The sequence below is a fragment of the Pauljensenia sp. 27098_8_83 genome (genome assembly GCF_041432695.1).
GTDB lineage: Bacteria > Actinomycetota > Actinomycetes > Actinomycetales > Actinomycetaceae > Pauljensenia.
The window spans coordinates 41,634-65,882 of the sequence record NZ_JAPWAD010000011.1; the positions used below are offsets into that span (position 1 = coordinate 41,634).

Below are 24,249 nucleotides of genomic sequence, written 5' to 3' on the forward strand. Positions count from 1 at the left end.
TACCGCACCGCCATTGACATGTGGTAGAAAATGAACATGAGCAATGACGATCATCCGGGCACGAACACTCCACCGCGCGCCGAACAGTGGGTGATGCCGAGCGGGACGCCCCCAATCCCCCAACCCGCCAGTGCGCGGCCCCGCTCGAGGAGACGCGGGAGGCCAGTCCTTCTCGCGGTTCTCCTGTGCATCGTCGTCGTCATCGTCGCCGTCCTCGGCATCCGTCAGCTCACACAGATCCTGGGGGGTCAGGACCCTCACCATTCATTCACCTCCACCTCTACCGTCGGCTACTCAGGGTCCGCGACGAGCACGGGAGCGATCTCTCCCGCCTGGGCCTCGGGCGTCGAAACGGCGTGGAGAATCCCCTTCCCCTCCACACAGTACGGCCCGCGCGCAATCACAACCGTTGAGGGCACCACCCTGTACGCCCTCTTCGAGGACCCCGACAATGCCACCCACCGGGCCACAGTCGCGGCCTTCGACATCGCATCCGCGCAACCGCGCGAGCTGTGGCACACGACAGGCCCTCTTCCCGAGTCCTTCGGGCGTCCGACTTTCGTCTCGCTGGCCGATCAGTTCATCGTCGGCTCCATCGTCATCGACAAGGCGACGGGCGCCCAGTCCCTGGCTCCGTGGGAGGGGTCGGAGGCGCTCGCGGCGGTTGACGGCGTCGTCGTGGCGTGCGACCGCAAACAGGCGTGCTCGGGCTGGACGCAGGAGTCCTCCTCGTGGGTGCGCCAGTGGGAGACAACCACAGCCCGCCAACGGAGTGGCCTGTCCACCTCGGCCATGCTCACGTACCCCAACACTCCCGTGATCGGTGCCGGAGAACACCAGTCGGTCGTCCTGCGGGTGGACTCGCCGACGCACCTGGCGCAGCTCCTCGATCCGCGAACGGGGCGGGTCACGGACGCCGCCTCTGCGAGCCCCTTCAGGGATAGGGACAACAACGTGGTGTCTTTCGTCATCGCCAGCGACGGGATCGTGGCGTTCAACGACGACGTGTTCGTTAGCTACGACGCCGACGGCTTCATCACGGGCACTCATTCCTATGAGAAATCGCTGAGAAGACCGACGCGCGATGGACGCGTGCCCTCCACATCGGAACTCACCGATTTCCTGGTCGGAGGACTGCCCACGTGGTCGAATGCGGTGGTCACTGCCCAGGCGGGGGCCTTCGCCCTCACGGTGACCCCGAGCGACGGAAGCCCAGCATTCGACCTTGATCCCGCCAACAACGACCAGTACCACTCCAGCCCCTTCTGGCCCTCAGAGGTCCGCGCCAGCGCCGACATGTCGGTCGTGTACGTCGAGTCCGTCGAAGTTAATACCACGGGCAACCGGTTCTTCTTCGACACGGCGAGCGGGATGGGACATGGGTCGGCGGAGTTCCACGACGCCGAGGACCTCTCGTGGGCCTTCGACGACCTGGCCATTGGCGTCACGATCGACGGCATCGTGGCCTTCACCCCAAAGGCCTCGTGATGTTTCAACCCACGCGCGCCTGCCCACGAACGCCCGCACGAGCGACGACAGAAATGACACTCCCATGAGTACCAACGCCCCCTTCAACGGGACTTCCACGAGAACTACGCCCACGCGGCACGGGCGCTTCTTCCTGACGGGCGTCGCGCTTGTCGCGAGCCTCGGTGCCTTCCTCGCTCCCTCGCTGAGCACGAGCGCCCACCAGCTCCCCGGCCCGGCGGCGACCCCGCCTCCGCACATCACCGGCTCGGAGCAGGAAACGAATCCGGACGTGACCGGCTACCGGGGGAGCGCCACCAACACGAACGAGCTGTCGAGCGCGTGGGCATCGGGCGTCTCGACAGCGTGGATCCTGCCCACCAGCGACTCTCTCCTGCCTGCGCAGCTGATCACCGTGGGTCAGACCCTGTACGTGCTCACCTACGGCAGCGGGAGCCAGGCCGTCGCCACAGTGTCCGCCTACGACGTGTCGGGCAGCGAGCCGGTCGCCCAGTGGACCACGACCGGACCCCAACTGTCCCGGATTCGCGCCGAGGCGTTCCCGTCCTCCGTCTCGACCCAGGACGAGATTCTGCTCAGTGACATCATCGTCGACCGCTCGACCGGCGCCCAGACGCAGGCACCCTGGGGTTCCGACCTGCCGATGGGGGTGGCAGGCGGCGTCCTCGTCACCTGCGACACCTTCAGCTCGTGCTCGGGGTGGTCCCGCGACTCGGGCGCGTGGACGAGGCTGTGGTCCACGACGACCTCGCCCCAGCGCCGCGCGGGCCTGGCCCACTCGGGGCTGACGGCTCCCGCGAGCGCCGTCATCGGCAGCGGCGCTGGTTCCGCCGTGGTCGTCCCCGTCGACGAGGCCCATCAGGCCCCACAGCTCATCAACCCGGCCACGGGGGAGCTGACGACTCTCGGAGAGGCACCCTCCGCGAGCGGTGCGCCCGTCTCCAGGGTCACGCTGGCGAGCGACGGCGTCCTCGTCGCCGGCGAGAAGGAAACCATCGCCTACAACACCGCGGGCGAGGTCGTGGGCACCTTCGGGGCCGGGTGGGAGCTCGACCGTTTCCCGGCGTCGGATCGCGCTCTCCCGAGCGTGGCAGACGTCGGAGCCTTCTTGACGCAGGGCGGCGCGCAGTGGACGACGGCCACCGTGGAGCGGCCCTATTCGAGCGACGTCAACGGTTATCTCCTGGCGGTGAGTCCGACCAGTGGAAACTCCAGCCGCACGATCAACCCCGGTGAGTCATTCTCCGACCACGCGCTGACGGATCCTTGGTCCGCCGCGCAGGTGCGCGCCAGCGCAGACGGCAAGGCGCTGTTCGTCCAGTGCTTGCCATCGACCCCCACCGGCCCCTTCTTCTTCGGCATGGAACGGGAGTTGACCTACGTGTCGCGGGAGCTGGACGAGGCCACGAACCTGGTGTGGGTCTTCGACGACTTGCTCGTGGGGGCGCGCAGCGGCGAGGTCATCGCCGTGACACCGCGGACCCCGTAAGCGGTTCTCTACACGACTCGTCCCCGACGCCCGAGGCCTGCTCATTGCGGTCACCGACGAGGGCATCGCAGCCTTTACACCGCATTCGTTCTAACGACAACGACAGACACAACACGAGAGGACGGGGACTATGACCGCCGACCAGCGCGCCGATGCGAACGACATGACGATGGAGACTCCTCGTAAACGAGGCCAAGTATTGATCATCGCCGCCGTCGTGGTGGCAACGATGATCGCAGGCTACGGTCTGGCCCGAACCTTCCTCCCTGTTCACGAGGACAACCCAAAGTACGCCAACGCCTCCCATGTGTGGGCGGATTCGTCTCCGGTGGGCTACCACGGAGATGCGACCGATACACACACCCTGTCCTCGGCATGGTCGTCGGGGATCGCCGTCGCGTGGAAACTTCCCATCGGCCAGTGGACATCGTCTCTGCCCCCGCGCCTCGTCACGGACGGCACGACCGTCTACGCGCTCGTCTACGGCCTGGAGGGCACTGCCCCATCATCAGCGACGATCATGGCGTACGACGTGTCCGGCACCGATGCACGCGAACTCTGGCAGACGAGCGGCCCGCAGGCTCCCGCCATCCGAGCCACGCCCAACCCCGCCTCCCTGACCACTGACACGCAGCTCCTGATCGACGGGCTCGTGGTCGACAAAGCGACAGGTACCCAGTCTCAGGCCCCCTGGGGAGACGCTCTGCCCATGGGTGTTGTCGACGGTATCGTCGTCACCTGTGACACGCGCGAGTCGTGCAGCGGGTGGACAGAGCAGGACGGGCAATGGACGCAGCAGTGGAGCACCGCGACCTCGCCGCAGCATCACGAGGGCCTGCGTACGTCCGACATCACGCACCCAACCGATGGCGTGCTCACTGCAAACGGGCGCTCGTCGGTGCTCGTTCCGGTTGACGACGAGCATTACACCCCGCAGATCGTCGACCCCCACACTGGCGATCTGACGACTCTGGGAGACTGGCCGCCCAAGGGCGAGCGCGATGTTCCTCGGATCATCCTTGCGAGCGACGGCGTGGCCGTCATCGAGGATTTCCGCACAGTGAGCGCCTACGATGCGTCGGGAGCCTTCGTCGAGACGTACGAGGCCAAATACATCGACGTTCCCCCCACGGATGATGGTCACATGCCCTCGCTCAAGGAACTCAAGGCCTACGCCACCAAGGACATGCCGGTGTGGACCACCGGACAGATTTCCATCTCCTTGGACCACGAGCACGACGAGTATTGCCTGTCTGTGCGTCCCACCGGCGCCACCTCCTACCCGATGGTTCACACCAGAGGCGTTTCCTACTTCGATGAAGCGGGTTATGGTGCTGTCGTCCCCACATATTCGCGCATGAGCGCTGACGCGTCCGCGCTCTTCGTGAAGGGACGCGGCGAATCGCGGACCACTGTCCATTTCTTCGATATCACCAACAGCACAACCTACGAGTCCGAGGAACTCAACGATTCTCGAACACTCGCGTGGGTCTTCGACGATCTGCTGATCGGGGTCACGGGCGACAGCGTCGTCGCGTTCACACCCGCCACGTAGCGACCGATAAACGACGCGTCCCCGACGCCCGAGACTTGCTCGGTCGCGTCGGGGACGTGTCGTGTGTGGTCAGGGGTGGCTCGTTGGGACGAGGCCGGGGCGTGCCTGGACGGCCTCGTGCCCCTGGGCGCTCAGTCCTCCATGTGGTGGAGCGTCGCGCGGTCTGCCTTCACGGGGATGGTCAGGCCCAGGCCCACGAGGAGGATCAGCATGATGCCGAGGATGCCCCAGTAGGTGTAGTCCTCGCCGGCGGGGGTCACAGCCTTACCGATCATGAGGAAGAGGCCGTACATGGCGGGGGCCATGAAGGACACGGCGCGGCCGGTCGTCGCGTAGAGGCCGAAGACCTCGCCCTCGCGCCCGGCGGGGATGATGCGCGACAGGAAGGAGCGCGACGCGGACTGAGTGGGGCCCACGAAGACGCACAGGGCCAGGCCCAGGGTCCAGAAGACGATGGGGCCGCGGGCGTGGAGGAAGAAGACACCGAAGCCGGCGACGACCATGGCGGACAGCGACAGGATGATGACCTTCTTCGGGCCGATCTTGTCGTCCACCCAGCCGAAGGCGACGGTCGCCAGGCCGGCGACAATGTTGGCGGCGATCGCGAAGATCATGACCTGTCCGGCGGTGAAACCGAAGGCGGTCTTGGCCAGGACAGCACCGAAGGTGAAGACGCCGGCCAGGCCGTCGCGGAAGACGGCGGAGGCGATGAGGAAGAAGAGGGTGTGCGGGGCCTCGAAGCTCAGGGTGCGAACGGTGCGCCACAGGAGCTTGTAGGAGTCGAGGATGGACTCGTGATCGCCGCCGGTGTGGACCTTCTTGGGCAGCGGCGGGTGGAGGATGACGGGGATGGCGAAGCCGCCGAGCCACAGGGCGGCGATCACCATGGAGATACGGATCGGCAGGTACTCGTCCGTGGGGACGCCGAGCAGGTTGGTGCCGATGAGGCCCACGTAGAGGATGAGCAGCAGGACGATGCCGCCGATGTAGCCGGACGCCCAGCCGAAGCCCGAAATCTTGCCGCGGTCCTCCTTCTCGCCCAGGTGGTTGAGCATCGCGTTGTAATTCACGGAGGCGAACTCGAAGAACACGTTGCCCAGGCCCAGCAGGGCGATGCCGAGCATGAGGGCGCCCTTGGGTCCGAGCACCGATTCGGGGTGTACGAAGTACATGGCGAGCATGCAGGCGACGACCAACCCTGTGAACCATCCGAGCCAGACTCCGCCCCGGCCTCGTCGATCGGCGCGCTGACCCGTGATGGGTGCGAGGAGCGCGATGAACAGGCCCGCGATGGTCATGCCGTTGCTGAGCCAGCTTGAGGCGGTCCCAGCGTCGGTGAAGACACCGTCGCTGGTCAGGTAGGTCGTGAACACGAAGGTCGTGGCGACCGCGTTGAAGGCGGCGCTGCCCCAGTCCCAGGCCGCCCATTCGACGACTTGGCGCGTGATCACGCGGCGGCGGGCGGCGGGCGTTGTGCTCATGGAATCGGGCTCCTTCGGTGGGGAGTGCTCGGTGGCGCGTGTGCGTCCAGGGTGAACCTACCACGTTTCGCGTTTCACGCTCTCCTCGAGCCGCCCTCGGAACGAGGCCGGGGGAACCACCAGCACAACCTGACCGCATGTCATATGCTGATGTGTTGCCCGGGAAGGAGGCCGATGATGGCACAGCAATCACTGCGTAGCGTGTCCGAGGCAGACGAACGACTGTCGACAACGCGCACAAGCTTCGTCACAGCTGCCGGATGCACTGCTGGCGCGCTCTTCTTTTTCTGCATTAGCAGCTTTTTCCCGATCGCCTACACGTTCTTTTTTGTCGCAGTCCCGATTCTCCTCGCGCTCGTTTTCCTGACACTCGGCTTCGCCGAAATCGCTCGACAGCACCGTGGAGTCCTCATGCATGTCGAGCCGGAAGGGATCGCCCTCTACCCATTTATTTTCCCCTTCTACGTCTCGTCGATCAGCTCCGTGTTCTTGATGAGCTGTGGCCCCATCGCCCTCCTTCTGTTCCTCATTCATCCAGACGCCATTAGCGGCTTGATCCTGGGCTTTTCGTATTCATTCCTCGGGTACACAATGCTCAAGATGACGGCGTATCGCCCCTCACGCATTCACCGGTCGCCACTGATCACGCTCGGCCCCGATCACCTGTCGATTCAGCCCCTCCTGCACGACAATCCGACGCACATCCGTTGGGATCACAATCCCCAGATTGAGGGTTTCGAGCTTTTCGTCGCCGCCCATGAGCCACACCAGTTGATGCACGTATCCACCCGCGACTCCGAGGATGCGCTCGTTTTCGAGATGAGGGGGATGCCCATCTGCTACTGGCAACTAGCACGGCTCATCAACCACTTTGTCGCCCATCCCGAGGATCGAGCAACGCTCGGGACACCGCAGGGGCCGCAGCTCGTCACCGATATCCTAACGGCGGGCTAGCCCATGCTCCCCCTGACGCTCATTCGGCGCCCCCTCACCCCGACCCAGGCAGACGCCATCATGCGACGAGCATGGATCGTCCCCGCGTGCTTGTATGCCGTCGGAGTCGCGGCAGCACTTGTCCTCGTTGCTCTCATCGCACTCGGCTTCCCCGCCCTCGGCCTGCGCTACGGGCTCGCTATCGTCTGCATTCTCCTCGTCGCCTTCATTCCAGCCGCCGTTGCCTACGCGCGAGCACCCAGCCGCCCGCCCAGGGTAACCGCCGCCACAACGCGCCAGGAGGACCGCACGGTCACCGAGCTGATGATCACCGGGGACACCACCTTTGCCCGGAGTCGCGCTGCCGGCATCGCATGGGGACTGAGCGGCATTGCTATCTCCCTCATTCCTCTCGCATTCTCGTCGAGCACAAAAAATGGCTTCCTCATGTCGCTCGGCATGGGCTTTTTCATCATCTATCTCCTCGTGAAAGTCCCAGAAATTTACTTTCCGCGTGAACATGGCGCACATGTGCAAATGATTGTTCTCGTCGCCGAGGGGTTCGCAATCGCCGAGAAAGACTTCGTCCCTCGTATCGAGACGGTCGCCTGGAGCTATATCGTTGGCATGGGTGAGACCATCAAGGGAGCGACCGCCATTCACTGCACCAAGGATGGCGAAGATGGCGTCCTATGGCTTCGCTTCAGCGACCCGGGGTTCTCCTATGTCGCCCTCGAGCGACTTATTGACTATTTCGCTTCCAACCCCCGGTGCCGACGCGTTCTCGGCACCGAGACCGGCGTCGACGTGGTGCGAGCCCTCCTGCGAGGGCAGGACCCGGACGCCTAAGACGCGGCCCCGTCGGCCGAAGGATCCACACAACGAGGCCGGGGGAAGCGCCAGCACAACCTGACCACATGCCATATGCTGGTATGTCAGGAACATGGGAGACGCACGTGGAGGGTGACGGATGACCGATACGCCCCAGCCTCAGCCTTATTCGCCGTCAGCACGTCAGCCACGGCAAGAATAGGCCGGAGAAGCCCGCGAGACTGGCGTCCCCGGAGGTGGGCAGGATCGCGCGCGCTATCCTGATAGCGTCATGACCTGGGCAGGACGCTCGTCTCACTGCACGACCACCGCCACCGATGACTTCAGAGAGTAGACACTGATGCTGACCAACAAATACGACGGGCCCCTGAATTCAGCGGCGGTGTTTGCCCTGACTGTTACCGCAGCCCTGTACAGCTTCATTGCACTGCTCAACCTCTTTCTCCTCTGGCTCTCCCCGTTTTCCATGCTCATCCTCGCGATTTTCATCTTCGCTAGCCACGCATCGACGCGTTTCTACTACGCCGCGGCGCTGTCTCGGAGGCTTCGCCGAGGCCCGGATCTCACGTTCTCCAACGGGGGCGTTGGCCTCACGCCGATGACGGCGCCCATCAAGCTGGTGACCGCGGACTTCATCCGGCTGGCAGCGGCGTTCCCCATCTCCCTGATCGCGTGCGCGCTCACGCACAGCATGGTCCTGTCGTCCGCCTCCACCACGACCGGCGGCGCTGTCAGCGCGGTGACCATCGGCCTGGATATAGTCACGGTCGTCTTTGGCCTGGCCGCGACTGGAGTCGCCCTGTTCATTCGGCGAGGCACCGCCTATCGCCTCAACACGATCCACCAGGGCCCGATCCTGACACTCACCCCAACCCACCTGGAGTTCCACCCCCTACTGGAGGCCGAGCCGGTCACCATCGCCTGGGATCGGATGCCCTACCTCGCGGGCATCGACCTCGTCACCGTGAAGAGGGATTCCACGAAGAAGGCACGCATCACAACCACGGGCAACCCGGTTCCCACGACGATCGACATCACGTGCCTGGACCTCACATACCAACAGCTCCAGCGCCTCATCGGCTGCTTCGCCTGCCGCCCCCAGTATCGCGGAGCCCTCGCCACTGACGGCGGGGTCACTCTCGTTCGGGCACTCATCGACGACAACCCCGCGCTCTGGCCGCGCTGAATCGCGAGCAGCGTACTGCGGGTGCGCACGGCCGGTCGGTGTTGACCTCCGTCGCCCTTGGCGCGCTTCCTGGCACGCGCGGGGTGCGCGCGGAAGCACCCTGATCGCTTCAGTCCGCCTGCTCCTGATCGGCGAGGAGGCGCGCGAGCGCCAAGTCGAGGGGGCGCGTGACCTTCAGGGACAGCTCGTCACCGGCAACCGTCTGAACGGAGCCACCGATCGCCTCGACGAGGCCGGCGTCGTCCGTGGCCGCCCGGGCCTCGTCCGCGCCCAGGGAGGCACCCGCCTCGTGCGCACGGGTGAGCACATCCCAGCGGAATCCCTGCGGGGTCTGCACGGCCACCATGTCGGAGCGGCGCGGCGTGCCCGTCACGACGCCGGAGGCGTCCACGGTCTTCAGAGTGTCAGTGACGGGCAGGACGGGGATGACGGCACCCGCGCCGGCGCGCACCGCGTCGATGACGCGCGCGGTGACCCGCGGGGGTGTCAGGGGGCGAGCCGCGTCATGCACGAGGACGACCGTGTCCGCCTCACACTCACCAAGAGCGGCGAGTCCCAGGGCCACAGACTCCTGACGCGAGCGATCGGAGCCGGCAACGACACTCACGCCGCCGACATCGGACAGAGCGGAGCGAAATTCCTCGATCGACGAGGCCGGGGCCGTCACGACGATCGCGCCCACTCCCCCGGCGCGTAGGCCGCGGGCCGCCCACCAGACCAGGGGGCGACCCGAAAGTTCAACGAGGGCCTTCGGGCCCTCGCAGCCGAGGCGAGAGCCGGAGCCTGCGGCCGTCAGGACCGCGCGGACCTCACTCGTCGACGGCATCTTCTTCGACTTCGATGCGCCCCTCGGCCAGGACGGCGTCGAGGCGCTCGGCGGCGGCGGACTTTTCGATATTGCGCGCCAGGGCCAGCTCGGAGGTGAGGATTCCGCGCGCCTTCGTCAGCATGCGCTTCTCACCCGTGGACAGCTTCTTCAGGTCATCGCGGCGGGTCAGGTCACGCACGACCTCGGCGACCTTCACGATGTCGCCGGTGGCGATCTTCTCCTGGTTCGCCTTGAAGCGGCGCGACCAGTTGGTGGGTTCCTCAATGTAGGGGGCGCGCAGGACGGACAGGACCTCCTCAAGGCCGTCCTCGTCGACGATGTCGCGAACGCCGACCATGTCGACGTTTTCGGCGGGAACCTGAATCTCAAGATCACCCTGGTTCACACGCAGCTTCAGGTACGTCCGCTCCTCACCACGAATGGTGCGCGTCATGACCTCTTCGATCGTGGCTGCGCCGTGGTGCGGGTAAACGACCGTCTGACCGATTTCAAACGACATGGATGGACTCCTGGATGCTTGCGTGGATAGCAGAACTATTCTACCAGCTGGCGAGAGAATCGGACCCATACAGTGTGAAAGCTCAACGTTACACGTATACAAGGAACGACACAAACAAACTTCAAGCACGACCGCAATTCGTCCCAGCATGCGACCCTGGTCACGATCAAACGTGCACGATAAGGAGAGTCATCACACCCGAAAAGTCCCGTGTTTCCAGGCATAGCGAAGCCCCGACCTCGTCAGCATCAACGAGGCCGGGGCTCGGCGTCAGGTCACTTGCCCTGGTTGGCGACCGCGGCGATCTTCGCCTCAGCCTCGGGATCCAGGTAGGTGCCACCCTTCTTGATGGGCTTGAGGGTCTCCTCGTCGAGCTCGTACACCAGCGGAATACCGGTGGGGATGTTGACGCCAGCGATGTCCTCGTCGGAGATCTCATCCAGGTGCTTGACGATAGCGCGCAGCGAGTTGCCGTGCGCGGCGATCATGACGGTCTTGCCGGTCTTGATCGCGGGAACGATGGCCTCGTCCCAGTAGGGCAGCAGACGCGCGATGACGTCCTTGAGGCACTCGCTCATGGGAACGGGCTCACCGGCGTAGCGGGGATCCTGATCCTGCGAGAACTCGGAGCCGGCCTCGATGGCGGGCGGAGCCACGTCGAAGGAACGGCGCCACAGCATGAACTGCTCCTCGCCGTACTCGTCGCGGATTTCCTTCTTGTTCTTGCCCTGGAGCGCACCGTAGTGACGCTCGTTGAGGCGCCAGTTGCGCTCAACGGGGATCCAGTGGCGATCGGCGGCGTCGAGAGCCAGGTTCGCGGTCATGATGGCGCGACGCAGCATCGACGTGAACAGGAGATCCGGGAGAACGCCGGATTCCTTGAGGAGCTCACCACCGTGGGTAGCCTCCGCGCGGCCCTTGTCCGACAGCGGAACATCCACCCAACCGGTGAAGAGGTTCTTTGCATTCCATTCGCTCTCGCCGTGGCGGAGCAGCACCAGTTTGTAGCTCATGTCTCCATTCTTCCACAGGTGGAGGCCCCCTCATACATCCCGTGGGGTTGATCACGCCACAGCTTGGACACTTTTCTCCCTCACGACCACCTCTCCCCCCTGACGCCCCCAAGGCGGCTGGAGCTCTCGGTCAGGCCCAGACCCCGGGCATACCCTGATTCGCCCCTGACTCACCCGAAATTTACCCCTGACAGCCTTGAGATTCCGCGGTTTTACATGATTACCGGAACAGTGTGCGCCCCTCGTTTTTACCCGTACGGTTAACTTCATGAACATCACACGACGCACCCTGGCAGCCTCTCTCATCGCTGCGACCGCTCTCGCCCTCGGTGCCTGCGGCTCCTCGAAGCCCCAGGCCACCGATGCATCCCCCGCCGCAGACCCGACGACCCCGGCGGCCACCCCCTCGGCCACGGCCTCGTCCGTCCCGACCGTGTCCGGATACCGCCCCGGCGAAATCCCGGCCATCCCCCTGTTCTCCGTTCCCTCCGTCGACGTCTTCGCCTCCAACGCCGATAAGGCCATCGTCGACTCCGCCTCCAAGTCCCTCAACACCGTCCCCGGCGTAACCATCTCACCCGCCAAGTGCGACGGCACCTCCCTCGTGTCCGGCTCCACCGTCTTCGGCGGCGACGGCTCGGTCGTCTCCTCCTCGGACAACGGCACCGTCGTCAACGACGGCCAGGGCGGCGGCACGATCACCGAGGGCCCGATCTCGATCGTCTACGGCGGCGACGGCTCCGGCACCTACTCCAACGCCGATACGATGGTGTCCCTCGTCGTGAGCACCGACGGCTCCGGCACCTACTCCACCCCCACCACAAGCATCGTCCTGGACGGCCAGGGCGGCGGCAACTACTCCAACTCCTCCACCTCCGAAACCATCACCGTTGAAAGCGACGGCTCCGGCGTGTACTCCAAGGGCACCGTCACCATCATCAACAACGGCGACGGCACCGGCAGCTACTCGGACGACAAGCTGACGATCCAGAACAACGGCGACGGCACCGCGACCGTCAACGGCAAGGAAGTGAAGGACGCGCCGAAGGTCGGCAAGCTCGGCAAGCTCGGCAAGTTCCCGCCCGTCGCCAACCTGAAGCCCGTGGAATCCTGCGGCACCGTCATCACTCTCGAAGATGGCGTCCTCTTCGACTTCGGCAAGTCCGACATCCGCCCCGAGGCTGCCCTGACGATCAAGTCGCTCGCGACCGTGCTCACCAGCAACAAGGTCCCCGCTGCCCACGTCTACGGGCACACCGACTCCATCTCGGACGAGGCCTTCAACCTGCAGCTCTCCCAGGAGCGCGCGGACGCCGTCGTGGCCGAACTGAAGAAGGACGGCGTGAGCTCCACCCTGGACGCGACCGGCTACGGCGAGTCCAAGCCGGTGGCGCCCAACGAGAACGCCGACGGGTCGGACAACCCCTCAGGTCGCGCGCTCAACCGCCGCGTCGAAATCTTCATCCCCGCCTTCTAGTACCCCAACTAGGGCTTGCCTACGACCGATCGACGAAAGGGAGACACCATGTCCCTGAAGTCCCCCCTTCCCGCTGCGGCCGCTCTCGCCGTCGCCACCGTGGCCCTCACCGGCTGCTCCCAGACCGCCAACGTGTCCGGCGGCGACTCCTCCGCCCCTGCAGCTTCGTCCGCTCCCGAGGCCTCGAGCAGCCCGAGCACGGACACCAAGACCGATGCATCCAGCGACTCCGGCAAGTCGGACACCTCCAAGGACTCCGGCAAGTCCGACGCCGCCGACACCTTCACGATCGACGAGTCCAACACGCACGTCGAGATCCCCGCGGGCACCAAGACCGTCGTCATCAACGGCTCGAACAACCACATCGAGGGCGAGGCCGTCTCCGAGATCACGGTCAACGGCTCCCAAAATGCCATCGCCGTGAAGTCCGTCCAGAAGGTGTCCTTCACGGGCTCCAACAACTCGGTTCAGTACGAGGAGGGCAACGCCCCGCAGACCGGCACCGACTCGGGCGTGAATAACGCCGTCACCAAGGACTGACATCCGACGCAGGTGAAGGGGTGGCACGCATCTGCGTACCACCCCTTCAGTGCATCGAGAAAGAATTGCGGGCGCACGTGGTGTGCGCCCGCAATTCTGCTCTCACTCAGGCGTGTGCCTTGCGATAGGCCTCAACAATCGGAGCGGGGATACGACCGCGGTCGGACAGGTCGTGTCCCTCTTCCTTCGCCCAGGCGCGAATCTTCGCATTCTCCAGGCGCTGCGCCGGGTTACCGGCGTTGCCGCGGCGGCGGGTTGTCCCCGTCTTACGGCCAGCCTTAATGTAGGGCTGAATCGCTTCCGCGAATTCCTCGAAGTGGGCGCGGTTCAGATCAATTTCGTACGACGCACCATTGAATGCGAAACGCACGGTCTGATCTGCGGGGGTGCCGTCGAAATCGTCGACGACTTCCACAATCTTCTTCGTCTTCTTCACGATGTCTGTCCTTTCAGAGAAAAAGAGACGGGGAATTTCTGAAAAAGTCAATTCCTATCATGAGGATATCGCAATTCATACAATTTCTGCTAATAAACAATTCATCATGGGAACGTGAGCTACGCAGCATCGATTTTTTGATCGGAGTAATTGAAAGTTATACTCGTAGGCAACCCGAGGCCGGTTTGGCCTCGTCGAGATGCCACACGATACGAGGAGACCCAGTGAGCCGAGCACACCACCCCCGAGCGGCGGCCTGGGAGCTCTACTTCACGACGACGGCTCGCCTCACCGAGCGCATCGAAGCCGCCCTCAAGTACCAGGCCAGCCTGTCGATGCCAGAATACTCCGTGCTGCTGATGACCGACCGCGCCGGGGAGACGGGCGTGCGCCCCTCCCGCCTCGCCCACCAAGTCGTCTTCTCACGCTCGCGCCTCACCCACACGATGAAGCGCCTCGAATCCCGCGGCCTCATCGAGCGCCGCCCCTGCGAGGGCGACGGGCGCGGAGGCCTCGTCTTCCTGACGCAGGCAGGCAAGACCCTCTTCGACGAGGCCGCCCTGGTCCAGCGCGACGTCATCCGCCGCCTCTTCCTCGACGACATCACGCCCGAGGAAATCGACATGCTCACCGGGCTGTTCACGCGGGTGAGCGAGCGCCTCGACTCCGACACGCCATGTCCGTGAGCACGCGACGCCTCGCGGTCGCAACACTCCTCACCGGGGTCATCGCCGGCCTCGTCGGCCTGGCGTGCATTCACCTGCTCCACTGGATCCAGACCCTCGCCTGGGACATGCACGGCGGCACCCTCCTGCAGGCCGTCAGCGCCGTCTCCCCCGCCCGTCGCGTCGGCGTCTTGACGCTCGCCGGTGTCGTCGGCGCACTCTCCTGGTTCCTGCTCTTCCGCCGCAACAAGGCCGTCACCTCCGTCGCCGGTGCCGTGAGCGGCACCCCCATGCCTCCCCTGCGCGCCACCTGGCACGCCCTGACCCAGGTCCTCGTCGTCGGCCTCGGCGCGTCTGTGGGGCGCGAGGTCGCCCCACGAGAGATGGCCGCCGCCTTCAGCGCGGCCGCCGCCGACCGGCTGGGGCTCACCCCCGAAGATCGGCGCATCATCGTCGCGTGCGGCGCGGGCGCAGGCCTGGCCGCCGTCTACTCGATCCCCCTGTCGGGCGCGGTCTACACCCTCGAGATCCTCCTCGTGTCGCTCTCGGCGCGCGCGGTGGCCCCCGCGCTCATCACCTCGGGGATCGCAGTCCTCATCTCCACGGGATTCACGAGGCCGACCTTCTTCTACACGGTCCCCACCCTCACGCCGTCGCTGTCCCTCACGGTCTTCGGGGCGCTCATGGGGCCGGTGCTCGGCGCCGCTGGATGGGCGTTCAAACAGGCCGTCGCGCGCACCGGGGCAATCCGGCCGCGCGACTGGCGCATCCTCGTCACCCTGCCCCTCGCGTTCGTCGCCGTCGGCCTGGTCTCTACCCGCATTCCTTCCGTGCTCGGCAACGGGCAGGCCAGCGCGCAGACGCAGTTTGACGCGACGTGGGCGGCCGGCGCGGGACTCACATTCGCACTGGTGGTCCTCCTCGCCAAGACGGCGACCACGTTCCTGACGATCGGCGCGGGAGGCTGGGGCGGCGTCCTCACCCCCGCGGTCGCGCTCGGCGCCGGGCTGGGAGCCGTCATCGGACTGCCGTGGGCTGCCGCATGGCCGGGCTCAGAGGTCGCCGCCTTCGCGTTCATCGGCGCGGCAGCGTTCCTCGGAACCTCCATGAAGGCACCCTTTACCGGGCTCATCCTGGTCATCGAGTTCACCGGCCAGGGCACGACGATCCTCGTGCCCGCGGTCCTCGCCGTCGGCGGCGCCACGGCGGCCGCGACCTGGCTGACCCGCCGGGCTTCAACGGGCCGCAGGGCCCACTGAGCCGCCGTATTTCGCTGACCCACCGGGTTGAGTAGCCCCCTTACGGGTGCCGCAGCGGCTTCTGTCTGAGTGCTACGCGGATAGGTTGCGCACATATGGATAGGTTGTTCCTATCTGGATAGGTAATGCGCATATGGATAGGTTATTAAGCTATCCGGATGTTCATTACCTATTCGTATGTGCAGTCGTTCAGCACCCGATGGCGGCGGCGACCTGGATCAGCCGCCGCGCATCAACGGGCCGCCGCGCATCAACGGGCCGCCGCGCATCAATGGGCCACCGCGCATCAACGAGCCGCCGCATCCACCCCCTAGTGGCACGTCACCGCCCGGGACACCCCGGCCTCGTCCCCGGCCTCGTCCCCCTCAATTTCGCATGCAATTCCATCGCAGATACTTCAAGATCTTAAATTACAGCCCCGGAATTGCAACGTTTTCGAGCACAATCAAAAACTGACCAAATTAAATTACCTGCGAGATTTATGGGTAAGCGACGGCATCAGCGAGACGCAAGAGACGCACGTGAGAGGCACCAGCAGGAGATCAGATCTGCGCGAGCGCCTGATCCAAGTCCGCAATCAGATCTGCGCGAGCGCCTGATCCAAGTCCGCAATCAGATCTGCGCGAGCGCCTGATCCAAGTCCGCGATCAGGTCGCCGGCGTCCTCCAGGCCGACCGCGAGGCGCAGGAGCGTGCCGGGCACGCCACCCACGCCGCCCACGCGCGTCGAGTGCGTCATGATCGCCGGGTGCTCGATGAGGGACTCCGGCGCGCCCAGGGATGCTGCGAGCGCGAAGACACGCGTGCGCGTCGTCAGCTCGATCGCCGCCTCCTCGGTGGTGACCTGGAAGGACAGCACGCCGCCCACGCCGGCCGGGTTCTGGGCGCGCGCCAGCTCGTAGCCCGGGTCCGAGGCCAGCCCCGGGTAGTGGACGGCCGTGACCTTCGGGTGGGCGGCCAGGAACTCGGCGACCTTCTGCGCGTTCTCGCAGTGGCGCTCCACGCGCAGGGCCAGGGTCTTCAGGCCGCGGTGTGCCAGGTACGTGTCGCGCGGGGAGGGCACGTGCCCGAGGGCCATCTGCAGCTTCACGGCCTCGGCGGCGCCGTCGCGCTCGCCGAAGAAGGGCTCGACGTGCGCGGGCAGCTCCAGGCCATCACGCAGGATGAACGCACCGCCAACCACGTCTGAGTGGCCACCCACGTACTTGGTCGTCGAGTGCACGACGACGTCCGCACCCAGCTCGAGGGGACGCTGCAGGACCGGTGTCGCAAAAGTGTTGTCCACGATCAGCAGGCCGCCGACCTCGTGCGTGAGGGCCGCAATCGCAGCGATATCCGTGACCAGCAGGAACGGGTTTGAGGGCGTCTCCACCCACACGATCTGGGGGCGCGAGGCGCGGATGACGCGCTCGGCCTCGGCCAGGTCGGTCAGGTCCACGGCCTCGGAGGTGATGCCCTCGGCTGGCTTGATGACGCTCAGGAGCTTGTGTGTGCCCCCATACACGTCGGTCGAGTGCACGACGTGATCGCCGGGGCGCGCCAGCAGGCGGATCACCGTGTCCTCGGCGCTCATGCCCGAGGGGAACGCGAAGCCGTGCGTCGCCCCCTCCAGGGCCGCGAGCGCACCCGCGAACGCGTTGGTCGTTGGGTTGCCGCAGCGCCCGTACTCGTAGCCTTCCCGCAGCTCGCCGGGCCGATCCTGCACGAACGTCGAAGCGACGTGGATCGGAGGCACCACGTCACCCGTGATGGGATCCGGGTCAAACCCAGCGTGGATGGCCAGCGTAAAGAAGGTCGTACAGTCAGGCGTGCTCATGCCTCCACGCTACGAGGCCGGGGCTGCATCCGCCGAAGGGTTTCGTCCGCCGGTCGATTGTGACAGCGCGCCTACACCCAGCCGGCGAGAGCGATGCGCGCCTGCTCCTCCAGGGACGCGACAGCCCCCTCCGAGTCATTGCCCCAGGGAACGTAGTGGAAGTCCCCGCCCCCGGCCTCGACGAAGGTCTCGCGGTTGAGCTGGTCGATCTCCTCGAGCGTCTCCAGGCAATCCGCCATGAAGCCCGGGCAGATGACGTCCACGCGCGGGCACTTCGCGCCGCCCAGCTCGGCCATCTCCTCGATTGTCTGCGGGCCCAGCCACTCGGCCCGCCCGAACACGGACTGGAAGGTGGCCGTCAGCGACCCCATCGCCAGGCCCAGGCGCGACTCGAGGGCGGCGACCGTACGGCGGCACTCGGCGCGGTAGGGATCCCCGGCCTCGTCCATGGCGACCGGGACCGAGTGGAAGGACACGACGACGCGGTCCCCCGCGAGGAAGTTGGGGCGGCCCACGCGCTCCCAATGCCGTTCGAGCGCGGTCGCGAGCGCGTCGATGTACGCGGGGGCCGCGGGGAAGGAGCGGTGCAGGCGCAGCTCGAAGCCGTCACGGTTGCGGCCGATCCAGCTCGCGACCGCGTCATTGATCGTCGCCACCGTCGAGGCCGCGTACTGCGGGTAGGCGGGCAGGATCGCCACGCGGCGCGCCCCTTCGGCGTGCAGGCGATCCAGGACCGAGCCAATCGAGGGCTGCCCGTAGCGCATCGCGACCTCGACGCGCACGCCCGGCAGGCGCTCGCCGAGGAGTCGGGCCTGCTCGCGGGTGTAGTGCATGAGCGGCGAGCCCTGGTCCATCCAGATGCTGCGGTACTTGTGGGAGACCTCGCGCGGGCGCACGCGCAGGATGATGCCCTCCAGGATGGGCTTCCACAGGAGCGGGCTCATCTCAATGACGCGGCGGTCGGAGAGGAACTCGCGCAGGAATGCACGCACCGGGCCAGGCCCGGGAGCGGTCGGCGTCCCCAGGTTGACGAGGACGAGGGCGGGGCGGGCTTCGCCGGTGTGCACTGCGCCGGCCTGCGCTGCGCCGGTGTGCGTGCGGATCGAGGTCGAGGTACTGGCTGCTACGTCCTGGGAGTTCGTCACGCCACCAGCCTAATGTTCACGTTCTCCCATGTCGCTGACGCTGTGTCACCTCCCGGGGCGTGTTCGCGCTGCTCGCAAAGGCCCGGGCTTATTCGCCTCGGGTAGCGTCGAAGCCTTGCAGCAGCCTTCGATTCCCAATACGGCCCCGCCCCACACGTCGCAGGTCACGCTTGGACGCGACAGGGGCACTGCCTTCCTTCCGCCGGTGACTCGACGCCCGACACCCAGCGCACATCTGCGCCACGCTCCTCGCGTCTACACACAAGGGTGCCCCGCCTGCGACAGGCGGGGCACCCCGACGTTATTCAAGCGAGCCTACTTGGCTCACTTCCTCCCGGCGGAGGTGTGCGGCTCAGGCCTGGCCGTTCTGCGAACGGATGAACCACGCCTGCTGCTCGAAGCGACGGATGTAGTCGTTGAGGATGTCGGCGGAGGCGGAGTCCTCGGCGTCAACCTTCTCGTGCACGTCGCGCATGGTGCCGACGGTCGCGTTGATGGCGGCGACGGCGAGCTCCTCGGCGTCATCGGTCTTGATGAGCGTCTCGGGGACGGTCGGCAGGGTGTTGCGCTGGGCAACGACCTCGGGCAGGCCGTTGGGGACGACCTGGAGGGCGCGCATGCGCTCAGCGATCTCGTCGGAGGCCTCGCGGGCGATGTCAACGACGTCGTCCAGGAACAGGTGCAGCGAGCGGAAGCCCTCGCCGGTGATGTTCCAGTGCAGCTGCTTGCCCACGAGGGACAGAGCGGTCACGTCGGTGAGGACCTTCTGCAGGTTGCCTGCGAGAACGTCGGAAGCCTTGAAGCCGGTGGATTCAACGGTCATGTTGTTTCTCCTCTGCATATGTATTCGGTACGGGGCTTACCCTTGTGGGGCCATGCCCTTCAGACACATCTATCTTGGCCCTTTGGTCCCAGGATTTCTAGTGCTATCCACCGTTTAGTCAAATGTTTCACTATCTCGTTGCTGTGAGGGAATATTCCTCAGATTTCAGCGTTTTATCGTCATTGACGCTTACGTTTTCCAGGCCAGGTTCGCCTAACCAATCTTGCCCGAGGCCACGGTTGCCTCATGCGGTTGGATGTCGGAATTTGGGCCCTGGCACCTGCAGGAGCACGACGGCGCAAGGCGCCGATATGCAAGCGGGGCTTCATCAACACCCTCTCACGCGCACGTTAACCCGATGGGTGGTGGCCTCGGCCCTTTCATCCGCATGTTAACCCGCCTCGTGGAGCGTGGGCAGCCGCGCCCAGCTTCCACTAGGTGGGTTTAGCTGCGCATCAGTGGGTTGAGGCTGCCACTAGAGGGGCCCAGCTGTCACCGGTGCCCCGCAATTCCAATCCAGCAGCGACGCTGGCAGTCATAACGGTCCGCCATAACCACGCATCGGCGTGCTCATCCACACGCGGGCACGACGACTCGCACGTGGGCCCGATGGTCTACATGTGGGCAGCGCCGCCCACGCGCATATCTAAGGGTTGACATACGCATCAAAGGGCTTACGTGCGTATCAAGGGATTAACGCGTATCTTCAGCGGTTCACGTGCAACCAACAAACCACGACAGACACCGAATCCGCCAAAATGCAGACCCATTCAGCCACAACCGTCGGTTTTGGTCTCTTTTTGCCCAATGGGTCTGCACTGTGGCGGCCGCACCGCCTCAAGTCGCGGCCTCGCCGTCACCAATCGGGGGGAATTGCACGACACGGGGGTCCGACACGCCGGCGACACGCCGCAAGAAGGCTTCGTGTAGTGCAAAACCCCCATTGGAGGGGTCTGGGTTTTTCGGACCGTTTGTTTTGAGAGGGTTGTTCTGAGTAGTCCTGGCTGCTTGTGGCCGGGCAGAATGGATGACCATGAGGAAGTTCTCGAAGCACACGCCTGAGCAGATTGTCGTGAAGCTGGAGAAGGCCGAGGCGCTGCGAGGTGAGGGCATGAGTACGGCCCAGGCCTGCCGCGTGCTGGGTATCAGTGAGGCGACGTTGTGCCGGTGGCGTCAGCGTTATGGGTCGATGAGTCGTAGTGAGGCCAAGGAACTGCGTGAGTTGCGCGAGCAAAACGCGCGCCTCAAACAGTTGCTGGGTCAAGCAGAGTTGGAGAAGGCAGCGTTGCGAGAGTTGGCGGAGGGAAACTTCTAGGCCCGGCGCGCAGGCACGAGGCTGTGAGCTACCTGGTTGGCCAGGGGTTTTCTCAGCGTCTTGCACGGGCGCGTTGCCGGGCTGTCCCGGTCAGCGTATTGCCGGACCCGCGCGGCGGGCGGGGCGAAAACGCTGCGTGATCATGGGCCGGTGCGCCAGTGGATGAACGATTTTGCCGCCACGCATCGACGGTGGGGCTATAAACGCGCCTGGGCGCGGGCCAAGAGCGAGGGCATTGTCATAGGGCGTGATACGTTCCGGCGCTTGTGGCGCGCCGAAGGGCTGCGCGTGCGCCCGCGCAAAGCCCCCAAGCCCCGCACCGCACCACGCCTACAGCGCCTGGTCAAGGCTAGTGCCCCGGGGCAGGTGTGGGCCATTGATTTCCAGTTCGATTCGGATTGGAAGGGGCGCGTGTTCAAGGTCTGTAACCTCATCAATGAGTTCACGCGCCAGCACCTGGCTTTCCGCGTCGAGCGGCGCATGGGTGCCGTCGACGTGATCGAAATGCTTGACCTAGCTGCCCTGGCCCATGGGGCACCCCAGGTGCTGCGCGCCGATAACGGGCCCGAATTCATCGCCGCAGCCATGGGGCGCTGGGCCAGCGAGCACGACACACTCCAAGCATTCATCCCCCCAGGCCAACCGTGGCATAACGGGTTCGTGGAGTCCTTACACAACCGCATGCGTGATGAACTCCTCGAGGACAACATGTTCGAAGACCTCAACCACGCGCGCGCCCTGATCGGCGCCTGGTCCCACCGCTACAATGAAGAACACCCCCACAGCGCGCTGGGCTGGCTCTCACCCAACCAATACGCGCACCAATGGGCACAACACCACCAATAACAACCAACAACCCTCAAAACACCCGGCCCACAAAACCAGACCAGACCACCATCACCACCGGCATGGAGAACGCCAGGGGCACGGAGAGCCCGGAGGCAGCGCCCGTGAGCGGCAAAAGCCCGACAACAGGACCCAAGGGCGGCCCCACTTTCGGTACAAAACTCTCCCAGCACAAGTAGCACGGCCCCACTTCCGGTACAAAACTCTCCACGCACACCCACCCTCACCGCATGTCCGGGACAAAACTCTCCCTGCACGCCCAAAATGGCCCGATTTGGCGCAATCTACGCATGCGGGGAGAGTTTTGTACCGCTTTGGTCAGCACAACACTGAGCAGGGAGAATTTTGTACCGAACACAAGGCAGAGTTGGGGCTAGCCACGACACCACAACAGGCACCACAAGTGCGGAAGGCACCGGGGGAACCACAGGAACCCGCCGCATGACCGGCGGGCTGCGTCAAGACCACCGCCAGACAAATTTCGCATGCAATTCCCCCACGGCACGATCCAACACAAGCTCAAAAACCGCAGAATATCAACGATCAGATTTCAAAACCTGAAATACCCTCAGGAGAATTGCATGCGAAATTAATGATTGACAGCCAGGACTGGGCAACAGACAGCAACCCAGGGCCAGGCTGCGGTGCCCGTGGGCGATGGCGGGGCCTAGCCGGGCTTCGAGATCGACCACTCCGAGCCGCAGGCTCGCGTGTGGCGATCTCGCGGGCGGGCCGCCGCCCACGGGCACACCAAGCAGCCCGGCCCCGTCAACGCATACAAAAACGCCCGCCCGTTACCGGGTGGGCGCATCTGAGCCGCCTGTGGGAATCGAACCCACGACCTATTCATTACGAGTGAATCGCTCTGCCGACTGAGCTAAGGCGGCCGCGCCTGCCGTTCCACCGTTTCCGGGGCGTGCAGGCAACGGCACAACTCTACTGGACAAATCGCGCCGAGCGCAAACCAGGACACCCAACAAGGGGATGTCGTGAGTCACGTCCCTACTGGCACATGAGGCCGTCGGCGGGCACGGTCCCCTTCACGAAGTAGTCCTCGACGGCGCGGACGACGCACTGGTTGGCGCCGCGGCGGTACGCGGTGTGGTTCCATCCTTCGACGGAAACGAGGACGCCGCTGGCGAGCTGCCCGGACAGGCCCTGCGCCATGGAGTAAGGCGTCGCCGGGTCGTGGGTGGTGCCGATGACGACGATGGGAGCAGCACCCTGAGCGGTGATGCGAGAGCGCTTGGCGTGCTTGGTCGGCCAGGCCTCAAGGGCGGCCGACGGGTAGCCCACATACTTGCCGAGGATCGGCAGTTCGTTCTTGAGCGTCTCCACCTGGGCGGCCCACTGCTCGATGTTTCCTTCGGGAGAGTAGTCCAGGTTGTTGATCGCGTTGATCGCGTCCGTGGAGTTGTCCTGGTAGGTACCGTCAGGGTTACGCGAGTTGAGAGTGTCGGCGATGGCGAGCAGGCCGCTACCGTCGCCCTTCTGCCACGCCATTCCAAACGCCTGCGTGAGCTGCGGCCACCACTGGGTGTTGTACATGGCCCCAGTCAGCGCGGTGACGGCCAGATTTTCGGTGAGCGGGCGCGCCGGGTCGTTCGTGCGCATCGGGCTGTCCTCGAGAGAGTCGAGGAACGAGCGCACGGTCTGGATTCCCTCGTCGAGGCTGCGGCCCATCGGGCACGAGGCCTGGGTCGCACAGTCGGAGATCCAGTGCTGGAGCGAGGCGTCGAGGCCGCGCATCTGCAGGGCCGTGACCTCGTTGACGCTGAGGGTCGGGTCGAGGGCGCCATCAAGCACGAAGCGGCCGACGCGCTGAGGGAAGAGCCCGGCGTAGGTGGCGCCGAGGAAGGTACCGTAGGAGTAGCCGAGCAGGTTCAGGGTGTCCTGCCCGAGGACGGCGCGCACCATGTCGAAGTCGCGGGCTGCGCTGACGGTGTCGATGTGCTCAAACAGGCTGCCCGAGTGTTCGCGGCATCCCGCCGCGACCTCTCGTGAGTCCTTCTGCACTTCGGCGACCGCGGACTGGGGGGATTCGTCGCCGGTGTCGATGTCTTCGTCTTCGCCGGCGTTACGCTCGTCTTTCTCCGTGTCGGTCATGCAGAAGACGGGGGTCGAGTCGCCGACGCCTCGGGGGTCGAGGGCCACGATGTCGTAGGCCTTGACGACGGCCTCGCCGATTCCCTGGGCCGCATAGTAGGGCAGCGAGGAGACGACGGCGCCGCCGGGGCCGCCCGGGTTGATGAAGAGGGCGGGCGCATTCTCCACGCCGGAGCGGTGGATGGCCAGCGCGAGCGTGATCTGGTCGCCGTCGGGGTTCGACCAGTCGAGCGGCGCCTTAAGGAACGCGCACTGGTACTCGCTCGCGTCGGAGGAGTCGACGCCCTGGAAGGAGTCGAAGGTTCCCTCCGCGCACGCTCCCCATTCGATCGCCTGCTCGTAGTAGGACTGGGTGGAGCCCGACTGAACCGGGATGGGTGCGGCCGAGGAGGTGGCCGTCGTCTGGGGTACCGGACCCTTGCGCTGGGTTCCGTAGTAGCCGATGACGGTCAGGACGATCGCGACGACGGCGAGGATTGCGACGGCGCCGGCCGCGATGGAGCGAGTCTTCATGGCCA

Annotated in this window: 21 protein-coding genes and 1 tRNA gene; 12 read left to right on the forward strand and 10 right to left on the reverse strand. The window is 65.3% G+C overall.

Features of this window, described 5'->3' with window-relative positions:
• Positions 1-36 precede the first annotated feature (36 nt).
• The 3 genes from O3656_RS05535 to O3656_RS05545 all read left to right on the forward strand — a co-directional run bounded on the left by O3656_RS05535 (position 37) and on the right by O3656_RS05545 (position 4,532).
• Positions 37-1,488: a hypothetical protein gene (locus tag O3656_RS05535; protein WP_500062996.1), complete on the forward strand. Its 1,452-nt coding sequence runs from the start codon at positions 37-39 to the stop codon at positions 1,486-1,488.
• Positions 1,489-1,552: 64 nt separating this feature from the next.
• Positions 1,553-2,977 carry a hypothetical protein gene (locus O3656_RS05540; RefSeq protein ID WP_500062997.1) on the forward strand — a complete coding sequence of 475 codons (1,425 nt, stop codon included), beginning with the start codon at positions 1,553-1,555 and terminating at the stop codon, positions 2,975-2,977.
• A gap of 130 nt (positions 2,978-3,107) precedes the next feature.
• Positions 3,108-4,532 (forward strand): hypothetical protein, encoded by a 1,425-nt coding sequence (locus tag O3656_RS05545; protein WP_500062998.1) that lies wholly within the window; start codon positions 3,108-3,110, stop codon positions 4,530-4,532.
• Positions 4,533-4,663: 131 nt separating this feature from the next.
• On the opposite strand, the gene O3656_RS05550 is transcribed toward O3656_RS05545, so the two are convergent.
• Positions 4,664-6,013: an MFS transporter gene (locus O3656_RS05550; protein WP_500062999.1), complete on the reverse strand. Its 1,350-nt coding sequence runs from the start codon at positions 6,011-6,013 to the stop codon at positions 4,664-4,666.
• Between the two features lie 174 nt (positions 6,014-6,187).
• On the opposite strand from O3656_RS05550, the gene O3656_RS05555 reads away from it, so the two are divergent.
• The 3 genes from O3656_RS05555 (at position 6,188) to O3656_RS05565 (ending at position 8,963) form a co-directional block, all read left to right on the forward strand.
• Positions 6,188-6,967 carry a hypothetical protein gene (locus O3656_RS05555; protein WP_500063000.1) on the forward strand — a complete coding sequence of 260 codons (780 nt, stop codon included), beginning with the start codon at positions 6,188-6,190 and terminating at the stop codon, positions 6,965-6,967.
• Positions 6,968-6,970: 3 nt separating this feature from the next.
• Complete coding sequence (locus O3656_RS05560; RefSeq protein WP_500063001.1) at positions 6,971-7,795, forward strand: hypothetical protein; 825 nt, start codon at positions 6,971-6,973, stop codon at positions 7,793-7,795.
• A 322-nt stretch (positions 7,796-8,117) separates the two neighbouring features.
• Positions 8,118-8,963 carry a hypothetical protein gene (locus tag O3656_RS05565; RefSeq protein WP_500063002.1) on the forward strand — a complete coding sequence of 282 codons (846 nt, stop codon included), beginning with the start codon at positions 8,118-8,120 and terminating at the stop codon, positions 8,961-8,963.
• A gap of 109 nt (positions 8,964-9,072) precedes the next feature.
• On the opposite strand, the gene ispD is transcribed toward O3656_RS05565, so the two are convergent.
• The 3 genes from ispD to O3656_RS05580 all read right to left on the reverse strand — a co-directional run bounded on the left by ispD (position 9,073) and on the right by O3656_RS05580 (position 11,304).
• The gene (ispD, locus tag O3656_RS05570; protein ID WP_500063003.1) at positions 9,073-9,789 is read right to left on the reverse strand and encodes a 2-C-methyl-D-erythritol 4-phosphate cytidylyltransferase; all 717 of its coding nucleotides are present in this window, start codon (positions 9,787-9,789) and stop codon (positions 9,073-9,075) included.
• Positions 9,773-10,291, reverse strand: coding sequence for a CarD family transcriptional regulator (locus O3656_RS05575; RefSeq protein WP_048775386.1), 519 nt, complete (start codon positions 10,289-10,291; stop codon positions 9,773-9,775). The genes ispD and O3656_RS05575 overlap by 17 nt, the downstream gene beginning before the upstream one ends.
• A 275-nt stretch (positions 10,292-10,566) precedes the next feature.
• Complete coding sequence (locus O3656_RS05580; protein ID WP_021612715.1) at positions 10,567-11,304, reverse strand: phosphoglyceromutase; 738 nt, start codon at positions 11,302-11,304, stop codon at positions 10,567-10,569.
• Between the two features lie 268 nt (positions 11,305-11,572).
• Between O3656_RS05580 and O3656_RS05585 the strand changes: the two genes are divergently transcribed.
• On the forward strand, positions 11,573-12,781 hold the full coding sequence (locus O3656_RS05585; protein ID WP_500063004.1) for an OmpA family protein: 1,209 nt from the start codon (positions 11,573-11,575) through the stop codon (positions 12,779-12,781).
• A gap of 48 nt (positions 12,782-12,829) precedes the next feature.
• A complete protein-coding gene (locus O3656_RS05590; protein ID WP_500063005.1) occupies positions 12,830-13,321 on the forward strand; it encodes a DUF3060 domain-containing protein in 492 nt (163 codons plus the stop codon).
• A gap of 106 nt (positions 13,322-13,427) precedes the next feature.
• Here the strand turns inward: O3656_RS05590 and O3656_RS05595 are convergent, their stop codons facing one another.
• The gene (locus O3656_RS05595) at positions 13,428-13,757 is read right to left on the reverse strand and encodes a histone-like nucleoid-structuring protein Lsr2 (protein WP_500063006.1); all 330 of its coding nucleotides are present in this window, start codon (positions 13,755-13,757) and stop codon (positions 13,428-13,430) included.
• A 224-nt stretch (positions 13,758-13,981) separates the two neighbouring features.
• Here O3656_RS05595 and O3656_RS05600 point away from each other — a divergent pair, with 224 nt between their 5' ends.
• Positions 13,982-14,443, forward strand: coding sequence for a MarR family winged helix-turn-helix transcriptional regulator (locus O3656_RS05600; RefSeq protein ID WP_500063007.1), 462 nt, complete (start codon positions 13,982-13,984; stop codon positions 14,441-14,443).
• Positions 14,434-15,681 carry a chloride channel protein gene (locus tag O3656_RS05605; RefSeq protein WP_500063008.1) on the forward strand — a complete coding sequence of 416 codons (1,248 nt, stop codon included), beginning with the start codon at positions 14,434-14,436 and terminating at the stop codon, positions 15,679-15,681. The genes O3656_RS05600 and O3656_RS05605 overlap by 10 nt, the downstream gene beginning before the upstream one ends.
• A gap of 612 nt (positions 15,682-16,293) precedes the next feature.
• On the opposite strand, the gene O3656_RS05610 is transcribed toward O3656_RS05605, so the two are convergent.
• The 3 genes from O3656_RS05610 to O3656_RS05620 form a co-directional block, all read right to left on the reverse strand.
• Positions 16,294-17,496 (reverse strand): PLP-dependent transferase, encoded by a 1,203-nt coding sequence (locus tag O3656_RS05610; protein WP_500063009.1) that lies wholly within the window; start codon positions 17,494-17,496, stop codon positions 16,294-16,296.
• A gap of 71 nt (positions 17,497-17,567) precedes the next feature.
• A complete protein-coding gene (hemH, locus tag O3656_RS05615) occupies positions 17,568-18,641 on the reverse strand; it encodes a ferrochelatase (protein ID WP_500063010.1) in 1,074 nt (357 codons plus the stop codon).
• 352 nt (positions 18,642-18,993) lie between these two features.
• The gene (locus O3656_RS05620) at positions 18,994-19,464 is read right to left on the reverse strand and encodes a Dps family protein (RefSeq protein ID WP_048677290.1); all 471 of its coding nucleotides are present in this window, start codon (positions 19,462-19,464) and stop codon (positions 18,994-18,996) included.
• A gap of 1,033 nt (positions 19,465-20,497) precedes the next feature.
• On the opposite strand from O3656_RS05620, the gene O3656_RS05625 reads away from it, so the two are divergent.
• Entirely contained in the window at positions 20,498-20,779 is a 282-nt protein-coding gene (locus O3656_RS05625; RefSeq protein WP_039936468.1) for a transposase, read from the forward strand.
• A 60-nt stretch (positions 20,780-20,839) separates the two neighbouring features.
• The gene (locus O3656_RS05630) at positions 20,840-21,625 is read left to right on the forward strand and encodes an IS3 family transposase (protein WP_500063011.1); all 786 of its coding nucleotides are present in this window, start codon (positions 20,840-20,842) and stop codon (positions 21,623-21,625) included.
• 814 nt (positions 21,626-22,439) lie between these two features.
• Here the strand turns inward: O3656_RS05630 and O3656_RS05635 are convergent.
• Both O3656_RS05635 and O3656_RS05640 read right to left on the reverse strand, forming a co-directional pair.
• Positions 22,440-22,512, reverse strand: a tRNA-Thr gene (locus O3656_RS05635).
• Positions 22,513-22,627: 115 nt separating this feature from the next.
• Complete coding sequence (locus O3656_RS05640) at positions 22,628-24,244, reverse strand: alpha/beta hydrolase (RefSeq protein ID WP_500063012.1); 1,617 nt, start codon at positions 24,242-24,244, stop codon at positions 22,628-22,630.
• Positions 24,245-24,249 lie beyond the last annotated feature (5 nt).

Bases quoted from the DNA above. Each gene is read 5' to 3' on its own strand.
- O3656_RS05535 (WP_500062996.1), top strand. From the start codon at position 37: ATGAGCAATGACGATCATCCGGGCACGAACACTCCACCGCGCGCCGAA.
- O3656_RS05540 (WP_500062997.1), top strand. From the start codon at position 1,553: ATGAGTACCAACGCCCCCTTCAACGGGACTTCCACGAGAACTACGCCC.
- O3656_RS05545 (WP_500062998.1), top strand. From the start codon at position 3,108: ATGACCGCCGACCAGCGCGCCGATGCGAACGACATGACGATGGAGACT.
- O3656_RS05550 (WP_500062999.1), bottom strand. From the start codon at position 6,013: ATGAGCACAACGCCCGCCGCCCGCCGCCGCGTGATCACGCGCCAAGTC.
- O3656_RS05555 (WP_500063000.1), top strand. From the start codon at position 6,188: ATGATGGCACAGCAATCACTGCGTAGCGTGTCCGAGGCAGACGAACGA.
- O3656_RS05560 (WP_500063001.1), top strand. From the start codon at position 6,971: ATGCTCCCCCTGACGCTCATTCGGCGCCCCCTCACCCCGACCCAGGCA.
- O3656_RS05565 (WP_500063002.1), top strand. From the start codon at position 8,118: ATGCTGACCAACAAATACGACGGGCCCCTGAATTCAGCGGCGGTGTTT.
- ispD (WP_500063003.1), bottom strand. From the start codon at position 9,789: ATGCCGTCGACGAGTGAGGTCCGCGCGGTCCTGACGGCCGCAGGCTCC.
- O3656_RS05575 (WP_048775386.1), bottom strand. From the start codon at position 10,291: ATGTCGTTTGAAATCGGTCAGACGGTCGTTTACCCGCACCACGGCGCA.
- O3656_RS05580 (WP_021612715.1), bottom strand. From the start codon at position 11,304: ATGAGCTACAAACTGGTGCTGCTCCGCCACGGCGAGAGCGAATGGAAT.
- O3656_RS05585 (WP_500063004.1), top strand. From the start codon at position 11,573: ATGAACATCACACGACGCACCCTGGCAGCCTCTCTCATCGCTGCGACC.
- O3656_RS05590 (WP_500063005.1), top strand. From the start codon at position 12,830: ATGTCCCTGAAGTCCCCCCTTCCCGCTGCGGCCGCTCTCGCCGTCGCC.
- O3656_RS05605 (WP_500063008.1), top strand. From the start codon at position 14,434: ATGTCCGTGAGCACGCGACGCCTCGCGGTCGCAACACTCCTCACCGGG.
- O3656_RS05610 (WP_500063009.1), bottom strand. From the start codon at position 17,496: ATGAGCACGCCTGACTGTACGACCTTCTTTACGCTGGCCATCCACGCT.
- O3656_RS05620 (WP_048677290.1), bottom strand. From the start codon at position 19,464: ATGACCGTTGAATCCACCGGCTTCAAGGCTTCCGACGTTCTCGCAGGC.
- O3656_RS05625 (WP_039936468.1), top strand. From the start codon at position 20,498: ATGAGGAAGTTCTCGAAGCACACGCCTGAGCAGATTGTCGTGAAGCTG.
- O3656_RS05640 (WP_500063012.1), bottom strand. From the start codon at position 24,244: ATGAAGACTCGCTCCATCGCGGCCGGCGCCGTCGCAATCCTCGCCGTC.